This window comes from Rhodophyticola porphyridii (assembly GCF_003688285.1).
Classification (GTDB): Bacteria; Pseudomonadota; Alphaproteobacteria; order Rhodobacterales; family Rhodobacteraceae; genus Rhodophyticola; species Rhodophyticola porphyridii.
On the sequence record NZ_RCNT01000002.1, the window covers coordinates 48373 to 71087 of the forward strand.

The window sequence follows — 22715 nt, forward strand, 5'->3', positions numbered from 1 at the left end:
ATGACACAGATCGACTATACCCGTGCGGCCAAGTACTTCCTGCTGGCCGATTTCTTCCAGGGCTTCAAACTGGGGATGAAGTACTTCTTCGCCCCCAAGTCCACGGTGAACTATCCCCATGAAAAGGGCCCTCTAAGCCCCCGCTTTCGCGGCGAACATGCGCTGCGGCGCTATCCCAACGGGGAGGAGCGGTGCATCGCGTGCAAGCTCTGCGAGGCGATCTGCCCCGCGCAGGCCATCACCATCGATGCGGAGCCGCGCGAAGACGGCTCCCGCCGGACCACGCGCTATGACATCGACATGACGAAATGCATCTATTGCGGCTTCTGCCAGGAGGCCTGCCCGGTGGATGCAATCGTCGAGGGGCCGAATTTCGAGTTCGCCACGGAAACCCGCGAAGAGCTGTTCTACGACAAGGCCAAGCTTCTGGAGAATGGCGAGCGCTGGGAGGCGGAGATCGCCCGCAACCTTGAAATGGACGCGCCCTACCGATGAGTGACACCCCCCAGAACCCGTTCGAGGCGATGTTCGCCCAGACCCAGCAAATGGCCCAGGAATGGGTCAAGACCGTGAATCCGGCGATGGCCAATTTCACGGCACAGGGGTTCGACAAGATGTGGCCGACCATCCCGTCGGAGGTATTGGAGGCGTTCTGGGGAAAGCAGTTCAACCCCGACGGGCTGGACGCGAAAACCCGGCTTCTTCTCACGCTTCAGGGCCTCACCATTCAGGGTGCGGTGGCCGAACCGCAGATCCGCTTGACCGTGCGCCATGCGGTGGAGGCGGGAGCCACCAAGCAGGAGATCGCCGAGACGATCGGCCAGGCCGCGGTTTTTGCCGGTGTGCCGGCCATGAACAAGGCGATGGAACTGGCCAAGGCCGCCATCGACGAGGCTGAGGAGTAGCCGCGGAATGCATATTGCCGATTTCACCTTCTACACCTTCGCGATCATTCTGGTGACAGCGGCGCTGTTCGTCGTCGTCGCCCGCAATCCGGTCCATTCGGTCCTGTGGCTCATCCTGTGTTTCATTCAGGCGGCGGGGTTCTTCGTGCTGCTTGGGGCGGAGTTCGTCGCCTTCCTGCTGGTCATCGTCTATGTGGGCGCGGTTGCGGTGCTGTTCCTTTTCGTGGTGATGATGCTGGATGTCGATTTCGCCGAACTGAAGGCCGAGATGGCGAAATACGTGCCGCTGGCCGGTCTGATCGGCGTGGTCCTTATGATGCAGCTGGTTCTGGCCTTCGGCACATGGGAGTTCTCCGATGGGGTCGAGGCGCGGCTTGCCAGCCCGACACCGCCGCTGGACGAGGTGCATAACACCCAGGCGCTCGGGCTGCTGCTTTATGACCAGTACTTCCTGCTATTCCAGCTTTCCGGTCTGATCCTGCTGGTGGCAATGATCGGCGCGATCCTGCTGACGCTCCGCCACCGTCAGGACATCAAGCGTCAGGATGTGGTCGCCCAGATGATGCGCGACCCGGCCAAGGCGATGGAACTGAAGGATGTGAAACCGGGGCAGGGGTTGTAAGACGCCGCCCTGTCGCGAACGCGCGACGATTTGAACGAGACACGGGGCGTGCCCCCGGAGGGACGACATGACGATTGGACTGGAACATTACCTGACAGTAGCGGCGGCGCTGTTCGTCATCGGGATTTTCGGGATTTTCCTGAACCGTAAGAACGTGATCATCATTCTGATGTCGATTGAGCTGATGCTCTTGGCCGTCAATATCAACCTTGTTGCCTTCTCGTTCTTCCTGGGTGATCTGACCGGGCAGGTCTTCACGCTCTTCGTGCTGACCGTCGCCGCCGCCGAGGCGGCCATCGGGCTGGCCATTCTGGTCTGTTTCTTCCGCAACCGCGGCACGATCGCGGTGGAAGATGTCAATGTGATGAAGGGCTAGGGTGATGGAAACGATCCTCCTTTTCGCCCCGCTGGTGGGTGCGCTGATCTGCGGGTTCTCCTGGCGGCTGATCGGGGAACAGGCGGCCTGCGTCACGGCGACAGGGTTTCTGTTCCTGTCCTGCCTGCTGAGCTGGATCATCTTCCTGACCTTCGACCCAGCCGCGCATGAAAATGGCTATTATTCCGAGCCGCTTTTCACCTGGATCGCCTCGGGCTCGCTCGACACATCATGGGGTATCCGCATCGACCGGCTGACCGCGATCATGCTGATCGTGATCACCACGGTGTCGGCGCTCGTCCATCTCTACAGCTTCGGCTACATGGCCCATGACGAGAATTTCAAAGAGGGGGAGAGCTATCGCCCCCGCTTTTTCGCCTATCTTTCGTTCTTCACCTTCACGATGCTGGTGCTGGTGACGGCGGACAACCTGTTGCAGCTTTTCTTCGGCTGGGAGGGTGTGGGCGTCGCCTCCTACCTGTTGATCGGGTTCTATTACCGCAAACCCTCTGCCGGGGCAGCGGCGATGAAGGCGTTCATCGTCAACCGCGTGGGGGATTTTGGTTTCCTTCTGGGGATCTTCGCGCTCTTCTGGATGACCGACAGCATCAATTTCGACGTGATCCTGGCCATGGGGCCGGAACTGGCCGAGATGACCTTCAGCTTCCTCGGCTATGAGGTCAATGCGGCCAATACCATCGCCATGCTGCTGTTCATCGGGGCGATGGGGAAATCGGCGCAGCTGTTCCTGCACACCTGGCTGCCCGACGCGATGGAGGGCCCGACGCCGGTTTCGGCGCTGATCCACGCGGCCACCATGGTGACCGCGGGCGTGTTCCTTGTGTGCCGCATGTCGCCGATCATGGAATATGCCCCGTTTGCCACGAATCTCATCATCATCGTCGGGGCCGCAACCGCGTTTTTCGCGGCGACTGTGGGCCTTGTTCAGAACGACATCAAACGTGTGATCGCCTATTCGACCTGCTCGCAGTTGGGCTACATGTTCGTGGCGGCGGGCGTGGGTGTCTATTCGGTCGCCATGTTCCACCTCTTCACCCACGCCTTCTTCAAGGCGATGCTCTTCTTGGGCGCAGGCTCGGTCATCCATGCGATGCATCATGAGCAGGACATGCGGAATTATGGCGGCCTGCGGAAGAAGATCCCCTATACCTTCTGGGCGATGATGATCGGCACCCTGGCGATCACCGGGGTCGGCATTCCGCTCACCTATATCGGTTTCGCCGGATTCTTCTCGAAGGATGCGGTGATTGAAAGCGCCTTCGCCTTCGGCGGCGATCTCGGCCAGTACGCCTTCTGGCTTCTTGTGATCGCGGCGGCCTTCACCAGCTTCTATTCCTGGCGGCTGATGTTCCTGACCTTCTTCGGCGAGCCGAGGGGCGACAAGCACACCCATGACCACGCCCATGAAAGCCCGTGGACGATGCTGGCTCCGCTTGGCGTGTTGGCCCTCGGGGCGGTCTTCTCGGGCTTCATCTGGTACAACAGCTTCTTCGGTCATACCGATGAGGTCGGGGAGTTCTTCGGCGTTGAATATGCCGAAGCCGGGGCCCATGCGGCAGAAGGCGAACATGCCGCCGGGGATAGCCACGGAGCGAACGCGGACGCACCCGCCGCGGAGGGCGAGGATCACGGGGGCGAAGCGGCCTATGCCGAAGAGGCGGAGCACCACTATGTCCTGATCGGCGCGCCCGGCGAAGGCGCGATCCACGCGGCGCCAGGCAATGACGTGCTGAACGAAGCCCATGAGGTGCCGACCTGGGTCAAGTTCTCCCCCTTCATTGCGATGCTTCTGGGGCTGGCGATGGCGATCCTCTTCTATCTCGTCTCCCCGCGCCTGCCGAAGATCTGGGCCGAAACCAATCCGATCCTCTACCGGTTCCTGCTGAACAAGTGGTATTTCGACGAGATCTATGACGCGATCTTCGTGCGGCCGGCCGTTGCTCTGGGCCGGCTCCTGTGGAAAAGCGGCGATGGCAAGGTCATCGATGGCGGGATCAACGGGCTGGCCATGGGCATCATCCCCTTCATCACCCGGCTCGCGGGCCGGGCGCAGTCGGGCTACATCTTCCACTATGCCTTCGCGATGGTGCTGGGGATCGTCGTTCTGATCACCTGGGCAACTCTGTCGATCGGGGGCTAAGAGACAATCATGGACTTCAATTCCCTCCTGTCGATCGTCACCTTCCTGCCGATGGCCGCCGCGTTGATCATGGCGCTGTTCCTGCGCGGCGATGACGCCATGGCGCAGCAGAACGCCAAATGGCTGGCGCTTGCGGCAACCACGGCGACTTTCATCATATCGCTGGCCATTCTGTTCGAGTTCGATCCCGACCAGACGGGTTTCCAGCTGGTTGAGGAGCGCGAATGGCTTCTGGGCCTGACCTACAAGCTGGGTGTCGACGGCATCAGCGTGCTGTTCGTGATGCTGACCACCTTCCTGATGCCGCTGGTGATCGCGGCCTGCTGGGACGTGACCCACCGGGTGAAGGACTACATGATCGCGCTTCTGATCCTCGAAACCCTGATGATCGGGGTCTTCGTGGCGCTGGATCTGGTGCTGTTCTATCTGTTCTTCGAGGCGGGCCTGATCCCCATGTTCCTGATCATCGGCATCTGGGGCGGTGCGAACCGGATCTATGCCAGCTTCAAGTTCTTCCTCTACACCTTCCTCGGCTCGGTCCTGATGCTGGTGGCCATGGTCGCGATGTATATCGACGCGGGCACGACCGACATTCCCAGCCTGTTGCAGCATCAGTTCGATGCGGGTCCGATCAGCCTGCTTGGCTGGCAGATCGCGGGCGGCATGCAGATGCTTCTGTGGCTTGCCTTCTTCGCCAGCTTTGCCGTGAAGATGCCGATGTGGCCGGTCCATACGTGGCTTCCCGATGCCCATGTGCAGGCCCCCACCGCAGGCTCGGTCGTTCTGGCCGCGATCCTGCTGAAAATGGGCGGCTACGGCTTCCTGCGGTTCAGTCTGCCGATGTTCCCGGTCGCCTCGGACATCATGGCGCCGCTGGTGATGTGGCTGTCGGTGATCGCGATCATCTACACCTCGTTGGTGGCGATGGTACAGGACGACATGAAGAAGCTGATCGCCTATTCCTCCGTGGCGCATATGGGGTTCGTCACCATGGGCATATTCGCCGCCAATCAGCAGGGCGTGGACGGCGCGATTTTCCAGATGATCAGCCATGGCTTCATCTCGGGCGCTCTCTTTCTCTGCGTCGGCGTGATCTACGACCGGATGCACACACGCGACATCGAGGCCTATGGCGGTCTGGTTACGCGCATGCCGGCCTATGCGCTTGTATTCATGCTATTCACCATGGCGAATGTGGGCCTGCCCGGAACCTCGGGTTTCGTGGGTGAGTTCCTGACGCTGGTGGGCGTCTTCCAGGTCAATACCTGGATCGGCGTGCTGGCGGCGACCGGCGTGATCCTGAGCGCGGGCTACGCGCTCTGGCTGTATCGCCGGGTTGTCTTCGGCGACCTGATCAAGGAAAGCCTGAAATCCATCACCGACATGACGCGCCGCGAGCGCATGATCTTTGCGCCGCTGATCGTCATGACCCTGCTTCTGGGCGTCTACCCCAGTCTGGTGACCGACATCATCGGCCCCTCGGTAGAGGCGCTGTTGACCAATTACGACGTTGCGCTGGCACAGCATGTGCCGGATACGCAAGTCGCCAGCCATTGAGGTGATGCAATGATCGCCACCGATCTTTCCATTCTGACCCCCGAGATCGTTCTCGCCGTCTACGCGATGATCGGATTGCTTGCGGCGGTCTATACGTCCAAGGACGGGCTGGCCTCCACACTGACCTATGTCACCGCGGTCCTGTTCGTGGTGATGGCCTTCTATATCGGGGTGACCGGCGGCGGCACGCGCATCGCCTTCGGCGGCATGTTCGTCGATGACGGTTTCGCGCGTTTTGCCAAGATCACGATCCTGCTGGCCGCGGCGGCGATCCTTGTGATCAGCCATGATTACATGGAAAAATCGGATCTGTTGCGGTTCGAATACCCGATGCTGATCACGCTGGCGACGATCGGCATGATGATAATGGTGTCCGCAGGCGACCTGATGGCGCTTTACATGGGGCTGGAGTTGCAATCCCTGTCGCTTTACGTGATCGCCTCCCTGCGGCGCGACAGCGTGCGCTCCACCGAGGCGGGGTTGAAATACTTCATCCTGGGCGCGCTCTCCTCCGGGCTGCTGCTCTACGGCGCCTCGCTGGTCTACGGCTATTCCGGCACCACGCTTTTCTCGGGCATCATCGACACGGCGGTGAATGGCGAGTTGTCGATAGGTCTGCTTCTGGGGCTGGTGTTCCTGATCGCGGGGCTGGCCTTCAAGGTCTCCGCCGCGCCGTTCCACATGTGGACGCCGGATGTCTATGAGGGCTCCCCCACGCCGGTGACGGCCTTCTTCGCCACCGCGCCCAAGGTCGCTGCGATGGCGCTGTTCGCGCGGGTCGTACATGACGCCTTCGGCGGTGCGGTGGGCGACTGGCAGCAGATCGTGGCGTTTCTTGCGGTCTTTTCGATGTTTCTGGGGGCGATTGCCGCGATCGGGCAGACGGATATCAAGCGCCTTATGGCCTATTCCTCGATCTCGCATATGGGCTTTGCGCTTATGGGCCTGTCTGCCGGAACCGAGCAGGGCGTGACCGCCATGCTGATCTATATGGCGATCTACGTGACGATGAATATCGGCACCTTCGCCTTCATCATGTCGATGGAAAAGGACGGGCGTCATGTGACGGAAATCACCGCGCTCAGCAACTTCTCCTCGAAGGAGCCGCTCAAGGCGCTTGCGGTGCTGGTCCTGATGTTCAGCCTGGCAGGTGTGCCGCCCATGGTCGGGTTCTTCGGCAAGTTCGCCGTGCTCATGGCCGCTGTCGATGCCGGGCTGATCTGGTTGGCGGTGGCCGGTGTCATCGCGTCCGTCATCGGGGCGTTCTACTATCTGCGCATCGTCTATCTGATGTATTTCGGCGCCGAGGAAGACGGCCTTGACGGCAGAATGGGGCTGGTGCCCTGGGTCGGGCTGGTGGCCTGTGCCGGGATCATGGTTCTGGGCGTCTTCAACCTGTTCGGCGTGGATGGCCTTGCCGAAGCCGCCGCGGCGACGCTTGTCCGTTGAGATGATGGGCTGGCCCGATGGTGTGGGCCGCCGGGTTCTGCCCGAGACAGACAGTACCATGGCCGAGGCCACCCGCATCGCGCCGGAACTGACGGGGCCGGAATGGATACTGGCGCTGAACCAGACCGCCGCCAGAGGGCGCCGCGGCCGTCATTGGGCGATGCCCGAGGGAAGTTTCGCCGCGTCGCTCGTGATGCGGCCGGGAGGCGGCCCGGCGCAGGCCGCCTTGCGGTCCTTCGTGGCCTCCCTGGCGCTGCGCGAGGCGTTTCTGGCCATCGGCGTGCCGGCGGGCGCCATCCGCCTGAAATGGCCCAATGACGTATTGCTGAACGGCGGCAAGGTGGCCGGGATCCTGCTTGAAAGCCTTGGCTCTGCTCAGGGAGTGTCCCATCTGGTCATCGGGATCGGCGTCAATCTGGCCGCAGCACCGGATCGCAGCATGGTGGAGGCGCACGCTCTGCCGCCCGTCAGCCTGCGGGACCAGACCGGCTTGCAGATCACGCCCGAGGCGTTTCTGTGTCCGCTGGCCGCCGCCTTCGACCGGATCGAGCGGCAGTTCGCCACCTACGGTTTCGCGCCGATCCGCACCGAATGGCTGTCTCACGCGGCGCGGCTGGGCGACACCGTCACCGCACGAACCGCGCGGGAAGAGACGACCGGTGTCTTCGAGACGGTGGACGAGGCCGGCAGCATCGTTCTGGAAACGTCCAGAGGCCGCCGGGTGATCCCGGCCGCCGAAATCTATTTCTGACGGAGGGCCCCAATGCTTCTGTGCATCGACTGCGGCAACACGAACACGGTTTTCTCCGTCTGGGATGGGGAGAGGTTTCTGGCCACGTTTCGCACCTCTACCGAGCATCAACGCACGGCCGACCAGTATTTCGTGTGGTTTTCCACTCTGATGGAGAACCGCAAACTGGAGGTGGCGATCACCGATTGCATCATCTCCTCTACCGTGCCGCGGGTGGTGTTCAACCTGCGTGTGCTCTGCGACCGATATTTCGACACAAGGCCGATCGTGGTCGGCAAGCCCGATTGCCTGCTGCCGGTGAACCCCCGTGTCGACGAAGGCACCCAGGTGGGCCCCGACCGGCTGGTCAACACGGCGGGCGCCTATGACCGGCATGGCGGCGACCTGATCGTGGTGGATTTTGGAACCGCGACGACCTTCGACGTGGTAGCCCATGACGGGGCCTATGTCGGCGGTGTCATCGCGCCGGGCGTGAACCTCAGCCTCGAAGCGTTGCACCGTGCCGCTGCCGCGCTGCCCCATGTCGATGTCACGAAACCGCAAGCGGTCATCGGCACCAACACCGTTGCCTGTATGCAATCGGGAGTGTTCTGGGGCTATGTCGGCTTGGTCCGCGGTATCTGCGACCGGATCAAAGCGGAATATGACTGCCCCATGCGCATTATCGGCACTGGGGGGCTTGCCCCGTTGTTCTCTCAGGGGGATGTGTTATTTGACCTGATCGAAGATGATCTGACGATGCATGGCCTCACGGTCATCTATTCTCACAACAAGGAAAACGGCAGCATATGAGTGATCGCGCAAGGCTGATCTACCTCCCCCTGGGTGGCGCGGGGGAGATCGGGATGAACTGCTATCTTTACGGCTATGGGCCGGAGGGGAAAGAGCGCTTCATCCTGGTCGACATCGGCGTCAGCTTCCCGGACATGGACGGGCAGCCCGGGGTTGATCTGATCCTGCCGGATGTCTCATGGCTGGCGGCGCGGGCCGACCGGCTCGACGCGATTTTCATCACCCATGCGCATGAGGATCATGTAGGCGCCCTGGGCCATCTCTGGTCGCAATTGCGCGCGCCGGTTTATGCCCGCGTCTTCACCGCCTATCACGCGCGGCGCAAGATGGAGGATGCAGGGCAGGACCCAGATCAGGTGCAGGTCGTGGGCGCGTACCCCGAAGTGGTCGAGGTCGGGGCCTTCCGCGTGCAGTTTGCGCCGATTTCCCATTCGATCCCCGAAGCCTCCGCTCTGGTGATCGACACGCCCGAAGGCCGGGTCGTTCATTCTGGCGATTTCAAGATCGATCATCACCCGGTAGTTGGCGAGCCGTTTGACGAGGAGCTGTGGCGCGAGGTCGGGCGCGATGGCGTCCGCGCCCTGATCTGCGACAGCACCAATGTTTTCAGCCGCCATCCGGGCCGCAGCGAAAGCCAGTTGCCCGAACCGATCGGGGACCTGATTGCGGGTGCCAGGGGAATGGTCGTGGCCACGACTTTCGCCTCGAACATCGCCCGGCTGAAAACGCTGGCCGAGGCGGGCCGGGCCAATGGGCGCTCCATCTGCCTGATGGGCCGCGCAATGAAACGCATGGTGACCGCCGGGGTCGAAACCGGCGTGCTGACCGATTTCCCCGCCACCGTCAGCCCCGAAGAGGCCACGGACATTCCCCGTGAGAACCTGATGCTGATCGTCACCGGAAGCCAGGGCGAACGCCGCGCGGCCTCGGCGGCACTGTCACGCGGCAAGTATCTGGGCCACGAACTGGCGGAAGGGGACATGTTCCTGTTCTCCTCCAAAACCATTCCGGGCAACGAGGTCTCGGTCGGGTTCATCCAGAATGCGCTTGCCGAAAAAGGCGTGCAGGTGGTGGATGAGAACTCCGGATTCTATCACGTTTCGGGCCACGCGAACCGTCCCGATCTCGAAGCGATGCACGATCTGGTCCGCCCGCAGATCCTGCTGCCCAACCATGGCGAGTTCCGCCATCTGCGTGAACATGCGCGTGTGGCGCTGGAAAAGGGTCTGAACGGGATCGTCGCCCCGAACGGCGCGATGGTGGAGCTTTCGGGTAACCAGCCGGGTGTGGTGGAGCGGATCGAGATCGCCAAGACCTATCTTGACGGTACGGCCCTTGTGGGGGCGTTCGACGGCGTGATCCGAGACCGGATGAAACTCGCGCTCAACGGTCTGGTCATCGTGGCGCTGGTCGTGGACGAGGATGACCAGGTTCTGGAAGACAGCTGGGTCCAGCTGCGCGGGCTGCCCGAGATTGTCGGGAACGGCGCCGATCTGGCCGAGATGATCGAGGACGAACTGGCCGAGTTGCTGCCGCGTCTGGATGATCGGACAGTCAGCGACGACGACAAGCTGGAAGAGGCGATAAAACGTGTGGCCCGGCAGGTTTGCGTCAGCGAGATCGGCAAGAAACCCGAAGTCAGCGTGCTGGTGTCCCGCCTGATGGCGGGATAGCGGGGCCGCCGACGCGCCCCGGTCCATTGACCAATCAGATCCGTTCCTTCTGCGGCAAGGGGCGGGTCATTTTCATTCGGGATGACGCCCCGATGCCCGCGCCCCGCGACCGACATGCCGTGAGGCGGGCTGCAACTCCGTCGACCTCTGCGCGCCCTTCCGGTCCCGACGGCCTCAGGCGCGCGTGTTTCTCAGGCCGCGTCTTCGTTGCCGGGGTCCGAGGATGGGGTCTTGTCCTCGTCCTTCACCTTCTTTGCACGGCGACGCTTGGGCTTCGGCTTGGGCGTTTCCTCGGCCAACGACTCGTTGGCGCCTTCCGCCGCGTGGGCGGTGTCCTCATCGACCTGCGGGTCGTCCACGTCGGGGTCCTGTCTGGCCGGACCGCCCCGGCGCTCGTCGAAGCTGAGCGAAATGAAGTCGGGCATGTGCTCGCCCATGCCGACCACCCGGTTGCCACCGCGATCGCCGCCCCGGTCGCGCCCGCCGCGGCTCCGGTTGCCGCGATCACCACGCTCGCCGCGGTCATCGGCCCGGTCCCGGCTGCGCGGAGCGGGAGCCGGTGTCTCGGCGGCGGCGGTCTCCTCGGGCGCGGTCTCGGCATCGGTGCTCTGGGGCGCCTGAGGCTCCTTGCGGTCGTCGCGGCGGGCCCGGCTGCGTCGCGGTTTGCGCTCGGGCCTCGTGTCGGCCTCTGCCTCGGCCGTGTCGGTCGCGGCCTGCGCGCCCCCGATCCGGATCGGAGGATCGACACGGGGGATCGAATTGCCGATCAGGGATTCGATCGCGCCCAGATATTTGTCGTCCGACGGCACGTGGATCATGATCGTCTTGCCCTTGCGCCCGGCGCGGCCCGTGCGGCCGATCCGGTGCACGTAATCCTCCGCATGGGAGGGGACGTCGTAATTCAGCACATGGCTCACATTCGGGATGTCGAGCCCGCGCGCCGCCACGTCGGAGGCCACCAGAAACCTGATCGAGCCGTCGCGAAACCCGTCCAGCGTGCGGGTGCGGTGAGACTGGTCCAGATCGCCATGGATCGGCTCGGCGTTCAGGCCGTGTTTCTTGAGGGATTTCGCAACGATATCCACATCGACCTTGCGGTTGCAGAAGATGATCGCGTTGGTGCAGGCCTCCCCTTCGCCTTCGATGATCGCGCGCAGCATGTCGCGTTTCTGCTTGGCGGCCACATCGCGGCGGGTGGGCCGGAAGCTGACCATCACCTGTTCGATTGTCTCCGAGGCGCTCGACTGGCGGGCGACCTCGATCTTGGCCGGGTTGGACAGGAATGTATTGGTGATCCGCTCGATCTCGGGTGCCATGGTGGCGGAAAAGAACAGTGTCTGGCGGGTGAAGGGAACAAGGCCGAAGATGCGTTCGATATCGGGGATGAATCCCATGTCGAGCATCCGGTCGGCTTCGTCCACCACCATGATCTGCACACCGGTCAGAAGCAGCTTGCCGCGTTCGAAATGATCGAGCAGGCGGCCCGGTGTGGCGATCAGCACGTCGACGCCGCGGTCGATCAGCTGATCCTGCTCCTTGAACGACACGCCGCCGATCAGCAGCGCCTTTGTCAGCTTCACGTGCTTGGCATAGGTGTCGAAGTTCTCGGCCACCTGAGCGGCAAGTTCGCGGGTCGGGCAAAGCACCAGGCTTCGCGGCATCCGCGCCCGAGCACGCCCGCGCGCCAGCATGGTGATCATCGGCAGTGTGAAACTGGCGGTCTTGCCGGTGCCGGTCTGGGCGATGCCCAGGACATCGCGGCCTTCGAGAGCCGGCGGAATGGCCCCTTCCTGTATCGGGGTCGGGGTTTCATAGCCCGCCTCTTCCACGGCTTTCAAAACCTTGGGGTTAAGGCTGAGTTCGGAAAATTTTGTCATATGCGTCCAATGTTACCGGCAGGGGCCGGTGAGAAGAAAAGGAGCGCATATCCGGCGCGCTCCGCGTCGCGGCCCTTGCGCCTATCGCAACGGCCCTTGGGAAATAGTCCAGTCAGCGCATAAGGTCAAATGCTGCGCTGCACACAAGGGGGAGCGTTACATTTCCGCCGCACGGGCAAGCGCTTCTGAAAAAAGCGCGGGAGGGGCGTGAATGATGATGGCGCCGGACGGACCGATCAGCCGGGCGCGCAATCCGCTCCGTGCGCCCGCATGCATCATCTCGGGGCTCAACGCGATCATCCCGACCGCGAAATCACGACAATGCCCATGGGTGCATCCGCCGCTACGGTGCGCAAGGCTGCGATAGGGCAGCTCGATCCCGTTACGCCAGGCGGTGCTGTAGCGCAGCCTGTGCACACCGTCCCGGCGCTGGTGAACGATCAGTGCACGGATCGTCTCGTCGCCCCGGGTTGCCACGATCACATGGCCCATGAGCACGTGATGGACATCGTCGCTGAGCAGCATCTGGCGGGAATAGACGCCGGACAGTCCCTGATCGGGGCTGTTGAGATCGCCGCCTCGCCCGCCGGTGGCACAGGCGGCCAGCATGAAGACCAGCGCGAGGACGGAGAGCCGATGGAACATGCCCGCAGCTTTCCCGGATTTCGGTTAATCCACCGTTAAGCTGTGACTACGCGGTGAGCGAGGGATGCAGCACGGGCATGTACCCGGCAGCAAGCACGGCGCGCGTGGGCGCCGGCGTAAGCACGGTGACGGGCCCGCCGGGCCGCTGGACAGGGGCGCCGTAACCCTTCGGATCGTAGGGATGCACATGGTGCCCCCGCACCAGATGGGCGCGATCGTTCCACAGGATGAAGGCGAAATCCGGCAGATCGGCGCTCTCTGCCTCCTGGCGGATCTGCGCGCGGTTGCGCGTCACGCGGGCCTTGTGCAGCGCCCCATCCATCGCCATCCGCTCCGGCGGCGCGCCGGTCGCCCGTTGCCAGGCCGCCGTCCAGCGCAGATAGGCCTCCCGCCTGCAGTAATGGCAGGGCCGGTGCCCCGCCGTCAGCGCCACGGCCTCATCAAGAAAGAACAGGGCCGACCAGCCGCGATCAGGCATGGGGCCGTGATAGATGCCCTTCGGGTGGCTGAGCGTACAGACCAGCCAATGCTTGTGGGACCAGCGGGCGGTGCCAAGCGTACCATCTGGCCGATGGATGATCCCGCGATTGCCGGTTAGAAGCCCCCGCGCCGGGTCCGCGACGATCTCGCCCGTAGGCAGAACCCGGTTCTGAAGGGTCACACCATCAGTTCCTTGGTCGCCGAAAGCCGGATGTCGGGATAATCCCGCTCCACCCGGTCGATGTCCCATTGCAGACGCGTCAGATAGACCGGATCGCCGTCATTGTCGGTCGCGATATGCTGCTTGTTGGCGTTGGCGAAGGCGTCGACCTTGTCTCTGGGGCCGTGCACCCATCTGGCGGAGGTGAATTGCGAGGGCTCGAACCGCACCGGCAGGCCGTATTCCAGCTCGATCCGGCTGGCCAGGACCTCGAATTGCAGCGCGCCCACCACGCCGACGATGAAGCCGGAGCCGAAGCTGGGTTTGAAGACCTTGGCGGCTCCTTCCTCGGCGAATTGCATCAACGCCTTGTCGAGATGCTTGGCCTTCATCGGATCGCCCGCGCGGCAGGTCTGCAGAAGCTCCGGCGCGAAACTGGGGATGCCGGTAAAACGCAGGCTTTCGCCTTCGGTCAAGGCATCGCCTATGCGAAGCTGGCCGTGGTTCGGAATGCCAATGATGTCGCCGGCCCAGGCCTCTTCGGCCAGTTCGCGGTCACTGGCGAGAAACATGACCGGGTTGCTGATTGCCATGGGTTTCTTGGACCGCACATGGGTCAGTTTCATGCCGCGTTCGAAATGGCCCGAAACCATGCGCACGAAGGCCACCCGGTCGCGGTGCTTGGGGTCCATATTGGCCTGAACCTTGAAGACGAAGCCCGAGACTTTCTGTTCCTCCGGCGCGACTTTGCGGGGTTCGGCATTCTGCACCTGCGGCTCGGGCCCGTATTCGGCGATGCCGTCCATCAGTTCCTTCACACCGAAGGAATTGATCGCGGAGCCGAACCAGATCGGGGTCAGCGTCCCGTCGAGAAACGCCCTGCGGTCCAGCGGGGGCAGCAACTCGCGCGCCATCTCCACCTCCTCGCGGAGCTTTTCCAGCAGTTCCGCGGGGACATGTTCGGCAAGTTTCGGGTCGCCGAGCCCTTCGATGCGGATGCTTTCGCCCACGACGTTGCGGTCCGCCCGGTCCATCAGCTCCAGCCGGTCGTGGATCAGGTCGTAACAGCCCAGGAAATCGCGCCCGGAGCCGATCGGCCAGCTTGCCGGTGTCACGTCGATGGCAAGATTTTCCTGAATCTCGTCGATGATATCGAAGGTGTCGCGGCTTTCGCGGTCCATCTTGTTGCAGAAGGTCAGGATCGGCAGATCGCGCAGACGGCAGACTTCGAAAAGCTTCTGGGTCTGGCTTTCCACGCCTTTCGCTCCGTCGATGACCATGATGGCGGCATCCACGGCGGTCAGCGTACGATAGGTATCCTCGGAGAAATCGGAGTGGCCGGGGGTATCCACGAGGTTGAACCGGAAGCGCCCGAAATCGAACGACATGGCGGAGGCCGACACCGAGATGCCCCGATCCTTTTCCATCTGCATGAAATCGGAGCGCGTGCGCCGCGCCTCGCCCTTGGCGCGCACCTGCCCGGCCATCTGGATCGCCCCGCCATAAAGCAGGAATTTCTCCGTCAGCGTGGTCTTGCCCGCATCCGGGTGCGAGATGATCGCAAAGGTCCGGCGGCGGGCGATTTCAGGAGGCAAGGGGGGGCGATTGTCCAACATGGGCGCCGGTATAGGCGGGGGCGGGGGCATTGGCAATCGACGCCGAAAGCGGCCAGTGTGGCGACGGTCCGGCCCTGCATGATCCCGGTGTGACGGCGCGTCGAAACCGGCATGATCCGGGGTCCGCAAACCGGGTTGGTTTTCGCGTTGGAGAGCAATTTTCACGCCGCCGGCTTCGCCTTTCCAAATGTGATGACCTATGGAGGCGGCTCGGGTAAGATGGGAACACTAAGTGAACAAAAAGGGAGGGTCGTGATGACATTGGAAGAGATCGCGACTGCGCTGGTCGATGGGTGCCTCACACAGCGCGAAGACGAAAATCTGGACAAGCTTTATGCGCCCGATGCGGTGTCGGTGGAGGCGGCGGATTTCTCCGGCATGGGGCGGGAAACCAGAGGCCTTGAGGGCATTCGCGGCAAACATGCCTGGTGGAACGAAAATTTCGACGTGCATGGCGGCGATGTGCAGGGGCCGTTTCTGCATGGCGACGACCGCTTCGGCGTGATTTTCGAGATCGACGCGACCCATAAGGAGAGCGGCGAGCGGACGCAGATGAAGGAAATGGCGATCTATCACGTCGCGGATGGCAAGATCGTGCGCGAGGAGTTTTTCGGAACCGGGTGACGCTGACCGCCCTGCTTGCATCTCTCCCGCAACGGGCAAGGCGGGCAGCGGGTGGTTCAATCGTCTCTCAAAACGCCCTTGCTGGCGCGGGTCAGCCGGTCGATCACGTCGCCCTGCTTGTCCAGAACGGTTTTCGACAGCTCGATTTCGGAGGCGTTCAGCCGGTCCGCGTCCGATGGCGCGATATCCAGATCCTCGGGCAGCGCGGCGCGGGTCTGGCTGGTGACCAGCAGGCTTTCGACCGCGATCCCTTCGGCATAGATGATCTCGTGGCCGTCAAAGAGGATGTGATAGGTGTCTTCATGGCCACCTTCCTCCTGCACGACGGTTGCCCCGTCGACCAGATAGCCGGCCTTGACCATCACCTCCGCCCGGCCGGTCCCGACCTCGTCGTTGCGTTGCCAGATGAACAGCCGGTGATGCGGCGACAGGCGCAGGTCGCGGGCGGTGTTCAGCGTGCCTTCGGTGATGCGGATGGGGGCCAGCGCCCCGGTCGTGCGCATGGTCTGCTGGCCGATCCAGCGAATCTCCTGCGGGCCGTTGTCGCGGGTCAGAACCCGATCGCCGACAACCAGCGCCTCGACCGGTTTTTGCACGCCGTTGGCCATCGTCAGATGGGTGCCGGCAAGGAAACTGACGCTGGCGATATCGGCAAACCGGCGCGGGGCGCTTTCGATTTCGGAGGTCACAAGCTCGTAATCCGTCGCGATCTGCAGGGTCGTGAGCGGAAGTACATGCCGGGAGGTTTTCGCATCCGACCAGATCGTCAGCAGCAGAAGCTCCACCATCTTGCCCTCGGGCGCCATCAGCGTGTGACACAGATCCAGCGTAACCCCGTCACCGGGACGCCCAAGCTGCGAAGCGTCGGCCACCTCCTGCCCCTTGGGGCCCTCGCAGATTGCGAGGCTGGCCATGTTCGCCTGACGCGACAGGCGGTAGTAATCCCCCGGAACGACATCTTTCATCAACCCGATCGCATCGCCCTCATTGGCCCCGGTGGACACGGTCAGGGCGTCGGCGGGATAGGTGGAAAAGGTGAATTGGGCGGTGCGCCGTGTCATGATCTCTCCTTGGAAGTTCATGGGTAAGTCGCGGCGCGGAGCCGGTCAAGCGAGACTGGCGATGCCGGTCACCGACTGCTAGGTCGGTGGGGAAAGCCAGAGGAGGGTGCGATGGATCTGGGAATTTCGGGAAAACGGGCGCTGGTCTGCGCCTCGTCCAGGGGGCTGGGCCGGGGCTGTGCCGAAGCCTTGGCGGCGGCAGGGTGCGATCTGGTGATGAATGCGCGCGGCGCCGAGGCGCTGGAGGCGGCGGCGGAGGCGATCCGGTCCGCCCATGGGGTGACCGTCACCACCGTAGCGGCCGATGTCACCAGCGAAGGCGGGCGCGCCGAACTGATTGAAATAGCGGGTGAAACCGATATTCTCGTCACCAATGCTGGTGGCCCGCCGCCGGGCATGTGGAATGAGTGGGGGCGGGACGATTTCATTGTCGCGCTGGACGCCAACATGCTGACCCCGATTGCCCTGATGACCGCGTTGATACCGGGCATGATCGACCGGGGCTGGGGCCGGGTGGTCAACATCACCTCGCAATCGGTCAAGGCGCCGATCCCGCAGCTTGGCCTGTCGAATGCGGCGCGCACCGGGTTGACCGGCTATGTGGCGGGCACGGCGCGGCAGGTTGCGCCCCAGGGCGTCGTGATCAACAACCTTTTGCCCGGCATCCATGCCACGGACCGGGCCGATGCGCTGGATGGCGGGGTGGCCAAGGCCGAGGGGATCAGCATCGAGGAGGCCCGCGCCCGCCGCGCGGCCACCATCCCCGCGCGCCGCTACGGAACGGCGGAGGAGTTCGGCCAGATGTGCGCCTATCTGTGTTCGCAGCAGGCCGGCTTCATCGTCGGGCAGAACATCCTGATGGATGGCGGTGCCACGAACGCGACCCTATGAGCGAGCGGTTTTCCCTCAAGGACCATCTGTTCAACGCGGAGTCCCTGGGCGATCTGGCGTCCGAATACGCGGCCGGATTGCAGGATTTCGATGCCGAGGGATTTCTGGCTCAGGTGCTGCCCGGCCTTGAAGGGCGCGAGCTGTTGGAGCGACTTGACTGGATCGCGGATTGCATCGAAACGCGGCTGCCGCCGGATTTTCCCGCCATGGCGAATGCGCTGGAGGCCGCAATGCCCCCCGAACTGGATCCGTCCAGAACCGATGACGATTTCGGCCGGTTCATTCATTCGGTGCCCGGAATTCTTGCCGTCCGGCACGGGCTGGAACACCATCGGGAGCGGGCGCTGGACCTTCTGGAGGCGGCCACGAAACGGTTTTCGATGGAACTCTATATCCGGCCGTTTCTGAACCGCTGGCCCGAGGAAACGTTGAGCCGTCTGGAGCAGTGGTGCACCAGTTCCAACTACCACGTCCGCCGGCTGGTCAGCGAAGGGACCCGCCCGAGGCTGCCCTGGGCAAAATCGATCACGCTTGACCCGATGGTGCCGCTGCGGTTCCTCGATGCGCTGCATGCTGACCCGACGCGCTATGTGACGCGGTCGGTCGCGAACCATCTCAATGACATCAGCAAGCTGGATCCGGAGCGGGTGCTCGGCATGCTGACCGCCTGGCGGGAGGCCGGCCGGCAGGAGCACGCGGAACTGGCCTGGATGACCCGCCACGCCTTGCGCACACTGATCAAGGCCGGCCATCCGGGCGCGATGGCGCATCTGGGCTACGACGCCGACGCACCGGTGAGACTGGACGCGATAACGGTCACGCCCGATCCGGTGGCGATCGGCGGGCGCGCGACGGTGGAAATTGTTCTTTCCGCACCTGAACGGACGCCGGTACTGGTGGATTACCTGCTTTGGTTTCACAAACCCGACAGGGCGGAGACATCCAAGGTCTTCAAGCTGAAACAGGCGGAGGTGACGCCGGACCGGCCGCTTCGCGTCTCCAAGACCCATGTCTTCCGGGAAAACGCGACCACATTCACCCTCCATCCCGGCCCGCACCGGGTTTCTGCGCAGGTCAACGGGAAGATTTTGGGAGAGGTCGCTTTTACTCTGGCAGAAAGCGGGCGTGGGCGGACTTGAAACATCAGATGGCCCCTGTTACCTGCGAAACCCGATGGAATTGATCGGGTTTTGGTAACCGTGGCTCAAACTCCCCGCCTTCAGGTTGACCATGTCTCCTGCGATTTCGACGGTCGCGTGGTCGTGCGCGATGTCTCCCTGCAAGTCGCGCCGGGGGAGATCATGTGCCTGCTCGGCCCGTCGGGGTGTGGCAAATCCACGACCCTGCGGGTGATCGCGGGGGTGGAGCGCCAGAATGCCGGCCGTATCCTCGTCGACGGGCAGGTGATGTCCGATGACAGGGATCACCGGCCACCCGAAGCCCGGGGCATCGGCCTGATGTTTCAGGATTTTGCGCTGTTTCCGCATCTGAGCGTCGCGCAGAATGTGAGCTTCGGTCTGACCGGCCCGAAGACCGAGAAATCCGCCCGCGTCACGGAGTTGCTGGAGCGGGTCGATCTGGCCGGCTACGGGCAGAAATCGCCGCATATGCTGTCCGGCGGAGAACAGCAGCGCGTCGCGCTGGCCCGGGCCCTTGCCCCGCGTCCCAAGGTGATGTTGATGGATGAGCCGTTTTCGGGGCTGGACAACCGGCTGCGCGACGGGATCCGCGATGAAACGCTGCAATTGCTGAAGGAAGAAGGCACAGCCGTGCTGCTGGTCACCCACGAACCCGAAGAGGCAATGCGCATGGCCGACCAGATCGCGCTCATGCGGGACGGCCAGATCGTTCAGCAGGGGGCGCCCTACAACATCTACAACGCGCCATGCGATCAGGCGGCGGCTGCGTTTTTCAGCGATGTGAACGTGATCCGGGGGCGGGTCGAAGGGGCGCTGACCGATACCGCCTTCGGTCAGTTTCTGGCCCCCGGGTATCCCGACGGATCGGATGTGGAGATCATTTTTCGCCCGCAGCATGTGAAGATCGATTTCGACCGGGGCGGACGCGGCCCTAACCCGACGGCGGTGGATGGCGTGCCGGCGCGCGGGGTCGTGGAACGGGCGCGGTTCATGGGGCATGAAAGCCTTGTGGAGTTCCGGATGGACTTCAATCAGGAAGTTTTGCGGGCCACCGTGCCTGCGGTCTTCCTCCCGAAACCTGGAACGCCGCTTTGGCTGACCGTGCGGCGGGACAGGTGTTTCGTGTTCCCCCATCGGGGGTGAGGGCCCGCGTTTCTCCTTGCTCCGGCGGGCGATTCGGCCCAAAACCGGGCCTGACGCAGCCATTGGGGCTTTGATCCCGCTCCAGATGACTTACCTATGGATCATGGATGTGATTGCGCGGTGCGGGCTGATGCGGCCCGCCAGACGCCAAGGGAGATAACCATGCTCAACAATATCGGACCTGCCGGTCTGCTTTTGATCGCCGTTGTGGTGCTCGTCCTGTTCGGACGCGGCAAGATCGCCAATCTGATGGGTGAGGTCGGCAAAGGCATTACCGCGTTCAAGCGCGGCGTGAAGGACTCCACCGAGGAGATCGAGAACACGCAGACCGCAGAGAACAGCGGCACCGCCGGCACCACCGCGCGCGATGTGACGCCCGAGCGCGAGCGCGACAACGCCTGATCGGGCGTGTCGCCTGAACCATAAGGCAGGGATATGCCGGACATAGGCATGATGGAGTTGTTGGTGATCGGGATCGTGGCGTTGATCGTCGTCGGTCCCAAAGACCTGCCCAAGATGTTCCGCACCTTCGGCCAGATCACCGGGCGCATCCGCGGTATGGCCAAGGATTTCAGCCGGGCGATGGATGATGCCGCAGGCGAGACCGGCATGAAGGATCTGAGCAAGGATCTGCGCGCGATGAGCAACCCCAAGAAAATGGGGCTGGATGCGGTCAACAAGGCGTTCGAGGATATCGACCCGACGAAGTTCGAAGAAGGCAGCGAGACCCGCGCGATGGCCGAGAAACGCGCCGCCGAGGCCAAGGCCGCGCGGGAGAAGGCTGATGCGGTCCGCCGCGCCCGCGAGGACGAGATCCGCAATGCGAAGCTTGCGGCCGTCGCGCCCGACGAGACGCCCCCTGCAGCCGCGCCCGATCCTGACGGCGGATCTGCCTCATCCGAAGAGACGCAGATCGAACCGGCGGAACCGCGGACCGGAACCGGCACCGCATGAACGACAACGACCAAATCGACGACAGTGCCGCCCCGCTGATCGAGCATCTGGCGGAGTTGCGCACCCGGCTGATCCGGTCCGTACTGGCCTTCGTTGTGGCGATGGTGGCCTGTTTCACGGTGGCGCAACCGCTCCTGAACTTGATCCAGCAGCCCCTGATCGACGTTCTGATCGCGCGCGGGCAAAGCCCGGAACTGATTTTCACCGCGCCGCAGGAACAGTTTTTCGTGTTGGTGCGGATCTCGGTCATCGGGGGGTTCGCACTGGCCTTTCCGATCATCGGCCACCAGTTGTGGCGTTTCGTGGCGCCGGGTCTCTACCGCTCGGAGCAGAATGCCTTTCTGCCGTTCCTGATTGCCTCGCCCCTCTTGTTCCTGCTGGGGGCGTCCTTCGCGCATTTCGTGGTGACGCCGCTGGCGATGAATTTCTTCATCGGATTTGCCGACGCGATCCCGCTGCTGACCGCCTATATCACCGGGTCCGAGGTGCCGACGCTGTCGGACGACACCACTGAGCTGCGCACGGTTTTCCTCGGCTCGATCCGTGAATCCACCGATCTGGCACTGAAGTTCATCTTTGCCTTCGGACTCTGTTTCCAGTTGCCCGTGCTGCTGACGCTGATGGGCAAGGCCGGGCTGGTCAGTGCCGAAGGGCTGGGCAATATGCGCAAATGGGCCGTGGTCGCCATTCTGACACTGGCGGCCCTTGTCACCCCGCCCGATGTGATCACGCAGCTGATCTTGTTCGTCGTGGTCTATGGCCTCTATGAAATCTCCATTCAGCTTGTGCGCCTGGTCGAGAAGCGGCGCGATGCGCGGCTGCGGGCCGAAGGGCTGCTGGATGACGAGGATGAAGAAGACCTCAAGGTATGACTGAAACGGTTCTGACGCGGATTGCCGAGGCGCTGGAGCGGCTGAGCCCTGTGCCCGCCTGCGCTCCGGAATGGGACGCGGCGGAGGCATTTGTCTGGCACACGGCGCCGGACCGTCTGGAGCCGGTGGCGCGCGTCAATCGGATCGACCTGCCGCTGCTGCTGGGGATCGACCGGGCGCGGGATACGCTTCTGGAAAACACGGCGCAGTTTGCCCGCGGGCTGCCGGCGAACAACGCGTTGCTCTGGGGTGCGCGGGGCATGGGGAAGTCATCGCTGGTCAAGGCGGTGCATGCGGAGGTGCTGTCGCAGGCTCCGGCCGTGAAACTGGTCGAGGTGCAGCGCGAGGATCTGCCCTCCATCGGGCGGTTGCTGGGCTTGCTGCGCGCCGCGCCGGTGCGGGTTCTTCTGTTTTGCGACGATCTGTCTTTTTCCCATGACGACACCCATTACAAATCGCTGAAGGCGGTGCTGGATGGCGGCGTGGAGGGCCGGCCGGAGAACGTGATTTTCTATGCGACGTCGAACCGCCGGCATCTGATGCCCCGCGACATGATCGAAAACGAGCGTTCCAGTGCGATCAACCCGTCCGAGGCGGTGGAAGAGAAGGTGTCTCTCTCCGACCGGTTCGGTCTCTGGCTCGGGTTCCATCCGTGCAGTCAGGAAGAGTATCTGGCGATGATCCGCGGCTATTGCGAGGCGCATGGGGTGGAGATCGACGAGGAGACGCTGACCGCCGAAGCGATCGAGTGGCAGGCCACGCGCGGTGCACGTTCGGGCCGTGTGGCCTGGCAGTATTTCACCGATCTGGCCGGGCGGCGGGGTGTGAAGCTCTGATTTGCAGGGGGCTGCGCGCCGAAGCCCGGGACATCCGTTACGCAAAGCAGCGGTGACCGGGTAATCAGGTGGGCGACCGGGTGTTCGGATGCGGGTAGAGGCGCGTGCGGCCTTCCCCATACCGGCGGCGC

The 22715-nt window shown here is 63.3% G+C and carries 23 protein-coding genes; 18 read left to right on the forward strand and 5 right to left on the reverse strand.

Annotated features, from left to right (window positions below; all coding sequences use genetic code 11):
- From nuoI to D9R08_RS04815, 10 genes are all read left to right on the forward strand, one after another.
- Entirely contained in the window at window positions 1-495 is a 495-nt protein-coding gene (gene nuoI, locus D9R08_RS04770; RefSeq protein WP_121896903.1) for an NADH-quinone oxidoreductase subunit NuoI, read from the forward strand.
- A complete protein-coding gene (locus tag D9R08_RS04775) occupies window positions 492-905 on the forward strand; it encodes a carboxymuconolactone decarboxylase family protein (protein WP_121896904.1) in 414 nt (137 codons plus the stop codon). The genes nuoI and D9R08_RS04775 overlap by 4 nt, the downstream gene beginning before the upstream one ends.
- Before the next feature lie 7 nt (window positions 906-912).
- Window positions 913-1527, forward strand: coding sequence for an NADH-quinone oxidoreductase subunit J (locus D9R08_RS04780; protein ID WP_121896905.1), 615 nt, complete (start codon window positions 913-915; stop codon window positions 1525-1527).
- A 67-nt stretch (window positions 1528-1594) separates the two neighbouring features.
- Window positions 1595-1903, forward strand: a complete 309-nt coding sequence (gene nuoK, locus D9R08_RS04785; RefSeq protein WP_121896906.1) for an NADH-quinone oxidoreductase subunit NuoK — start codon at window positions 1595-1597, stop codon at window positions 1901-1903.
- A 4-nt stretch (window positions 1904-1907) separates the two neighbouring features.
- Window positions 1908-4064 (forward strand): NADH-quinone oxidoreductase subunit L, encoded by a 2157-nt coding sequence (gene nuoL, locus D9R08_RS04790; protein ID WP_121896907.1) that lies wholly within the window; start codon window positions 1908-1910, stop codon window positions 4062-4064.
- A 9-nt stretch (window positions 4065-4073) separates the two neighbouring features.
- The gene (locus D9R08_RS04795; protein ID WP_121896908.1) at window positions 4074-5621 is read left to right on the forward strand and encodes an NADH-quinone oxidoreductase subunit M; all 1548 of its coding nucleotides are present in this window, start codon (window positions 4074-4076) and stop codon (window positions 5619-5621) included.
- A gap of 9 nt (window positions 5622-5630) precedes the next feature.
- A complete protein-coding gene (gene nuoN / locus D9R08_RS04800) occupies window positions 5631-7070 on the forward strand; it encodes an NADH-quinone oxidoreductase subunit NuoN (RefSeq protein WP_121896909.1) in 1440 nt (479 codons plus the stop codon).
- Between the two features lies 1 nt (window position 7071).
- Complete coding sequence (locus tag D9R08_RS04805) at window positions 7072-7821, forward strand: biotin--[acetyl-CoA-carboxylase] ligase (RefSeq protein ID WP_121896910.1); 750 nt, start codon at window positions 7072-7074, stop codon at window positions 7819-7821.
- Window positions 7822-7833: 12 nt separating this feature from the next.
- Entirely contained in the window at window positions 7834-8613 is a 780-nt protein-coding gene (locus D9R08_RS04810) for a type III pantothenate kinase (RefSeq protein WP_121896911.1), read from the forward strand.
- Window positions 8610-10286, forward strand: coding sequence for a ribonuclease J (locus tag D9R08_RS04815; RefSeq protein ID WP_121896912.1), 1677 nt, complete (start codon window positions 8610-8612; stop codon window positions 10284-10286). Before D9R08_RS04810 ends, D9R08_RS04815 begins: the two co-directional genes overlap by 4 nt.
- A gap of 191 nt (window positions 10287-10477) precedes the next feature.
- Here D9R08_RS04815 and D9R08_RS04820 read toward each other — a convergent pair whose 3' ends face one another.
- The 4 genes from D9R08_RS04820 to D9R08_RS04835 form a co-directional block, all read right to left on the reverse strand.
- Window positions 10478-12163 (reverse strand): DEAD/DEAH box helicase, encoded by a 1686-nt coding sequence (locus tag D9R08_RS04820; RefSeq protein ID WP_121896913.1) that lies wholly within the window; start codon window positions 12161-12163, stop codon window positions 10478-10480.
- Between the two features lie 156 nt (window positions 12164-12319).
- A complete protein-coding gene (locus D9R08_RS04825) occupies window positions 12320-12808 on the reverse strand; it encodes a hypothetical protein (protein WP_121896914.1) in 489 nt (162 codons plus the stop codon).
- A 46-nt stretch (window positions 12809-12854) separates the two neighbouring features.
- A complete protein-coding gene (locus D9R08_RS04830) occupies window positions 12855-13469 on the reverse strand; it encodes a hypothetical protein (protein ID WP_121896915.1) in 615 nt (204 codons plus the stop codon).
- Window positions 13466-15064 (reverse strand): peptide chain release factor 3, encoded by a 1599-nt coding sequence (locus tag D9R08_RS04835; RefSeq protein WP_121896916.1) that lies wholly within the window; start codon window positions 15062-15064, stop codon window positions 13466-13468. The genes D9R08_RS04830 and D9R08_RS04835 overlap by 4 nt, the downstream gene beginning before the upstream one ends.
- A gap of 255 nt (window positions 15065-15319) precedes the next feature.
- Between D9R08_RS04835 and D9R08_RS04840 the strand changes: the two genes are divergently transcribed.
- Complete coding sequence (locus tag D9R08_RS04840; RefSeq protein ID WP_121897256.1) at window positions 15320-15688, forward strand: nuclear transport factor 2 family protein; 369 nt, start codon at window positions 15320-15322, stop codon at window positions 15686-15688.
- A gap of 56 nt (window positions 15689-15744) precedes the next feature.
- Here the strand turns inward: D9R08_RS04840 and D9R08_RS04845 are convergent, their stop codons facing one another.
- Window positions 15745-16749, reverse strand: coding sequence for a Hint domain-containing protein (locus D9R08_RS04845; protein ID WP_158598928.1), 1005 nt, complete (start codon window positions 16747-16749; stop codon window positions 15745-15747).
- A 111-nt stretch (window positions 16750-16860) separates the two neighbouring features.
- On the opposite strand from D9R08_RS04845, the gene D9R08_RS04850 reads away from it, so the two are divergent.
- From D9R08_RS04850 to D9R08_RS04880, 7 genes are all read left to right on the forward strand, one after another.
- Window positions 16861-17640 (forward strand): SDR family oxidoreductase, encoded by a 780-nt coding sequence (locus D9R08_RS04850; RefSeq protein ID WP_121896918.1) that lies wholly within the window; start codon window positions 16861-16863, stop codon window positions 17638-17640.
- Complete coding sequence (locus D9R08_RS04855) at window positions 17637-18779, forward strand: hypothetical protein (RefSeq protein ID WP_121896919.1); 1143 nt, start codon at window positions 17637-17639, stop codon at window positions 18777-18779. The genes D9R08_RS04850 and D9R08_RS04855 overlap by 4 nt, the downstream gene beginning before the upstream one ends.
- A gap of 60 nt (window positions 18780-18839) precedes the next feature.
- Window positions 18840-19922, forward strand: a complete 1083-nt coding sequence (locus D9R08_RS04860; RefSeq protein ID WP_121896920.1) for an ABC transporter ATP-binding protein — start codon at window positions 18840-18842, stop codon at window positions 19920-19922.
- 162 nt (window positions 19923-20084) lie between these two features.
- Complete coding sequence (gene tatA / locus D9R08_RS04865) at window positions 20085-20324, forward strand: twin-arginine translocase TatA/TatE family subunit (protein WP_121897257.1); 240 nt, start codon at window positions 20085-20087, stop codon at window positions 20322-20324.
- Between the two features lie 48 nt (window positions 20325-20372).
- Complete coding sequence (tatB, locus tag D9R08_RS04870) at window positions 20373-20876, forward strand: Sec-independent protein translocase protein TatB (protein ID WP_121896921.1); 504 nt, start codon at window positions 20373-20375, stop codon at window positions 20874-20876.
- Window positions 20873-21748, forward strand: coding sequence for a twin-arginine translocase subunit TatC (gene tatC / locus D9R08_RS04875; protein WP_121896922.1), 876 nt, complete (start codon window positions 20873-20875; stop codon window positions 21746-21748). The genes tatB and tatC overlap by 4 nt, the downstream gene beginning before the upstream one ends.
- Window positions 21745-22584: an ATP-binding protein gene (locus D9R08_RS04880; protein ID WP_121896923.1), complete on the forward strand. Its 840-nt coding sequence runs from the start codon at window positions 21745-21747 to the stop codon at window positions 22582-22584. The genes tatC and D9R08_RS04880 overlap by 4 nt, the downstream gene beginning before the upstream one ends.
- The last annotated feature ends 131 nt before the right edge of the window (window positions 22585-22715 follow it).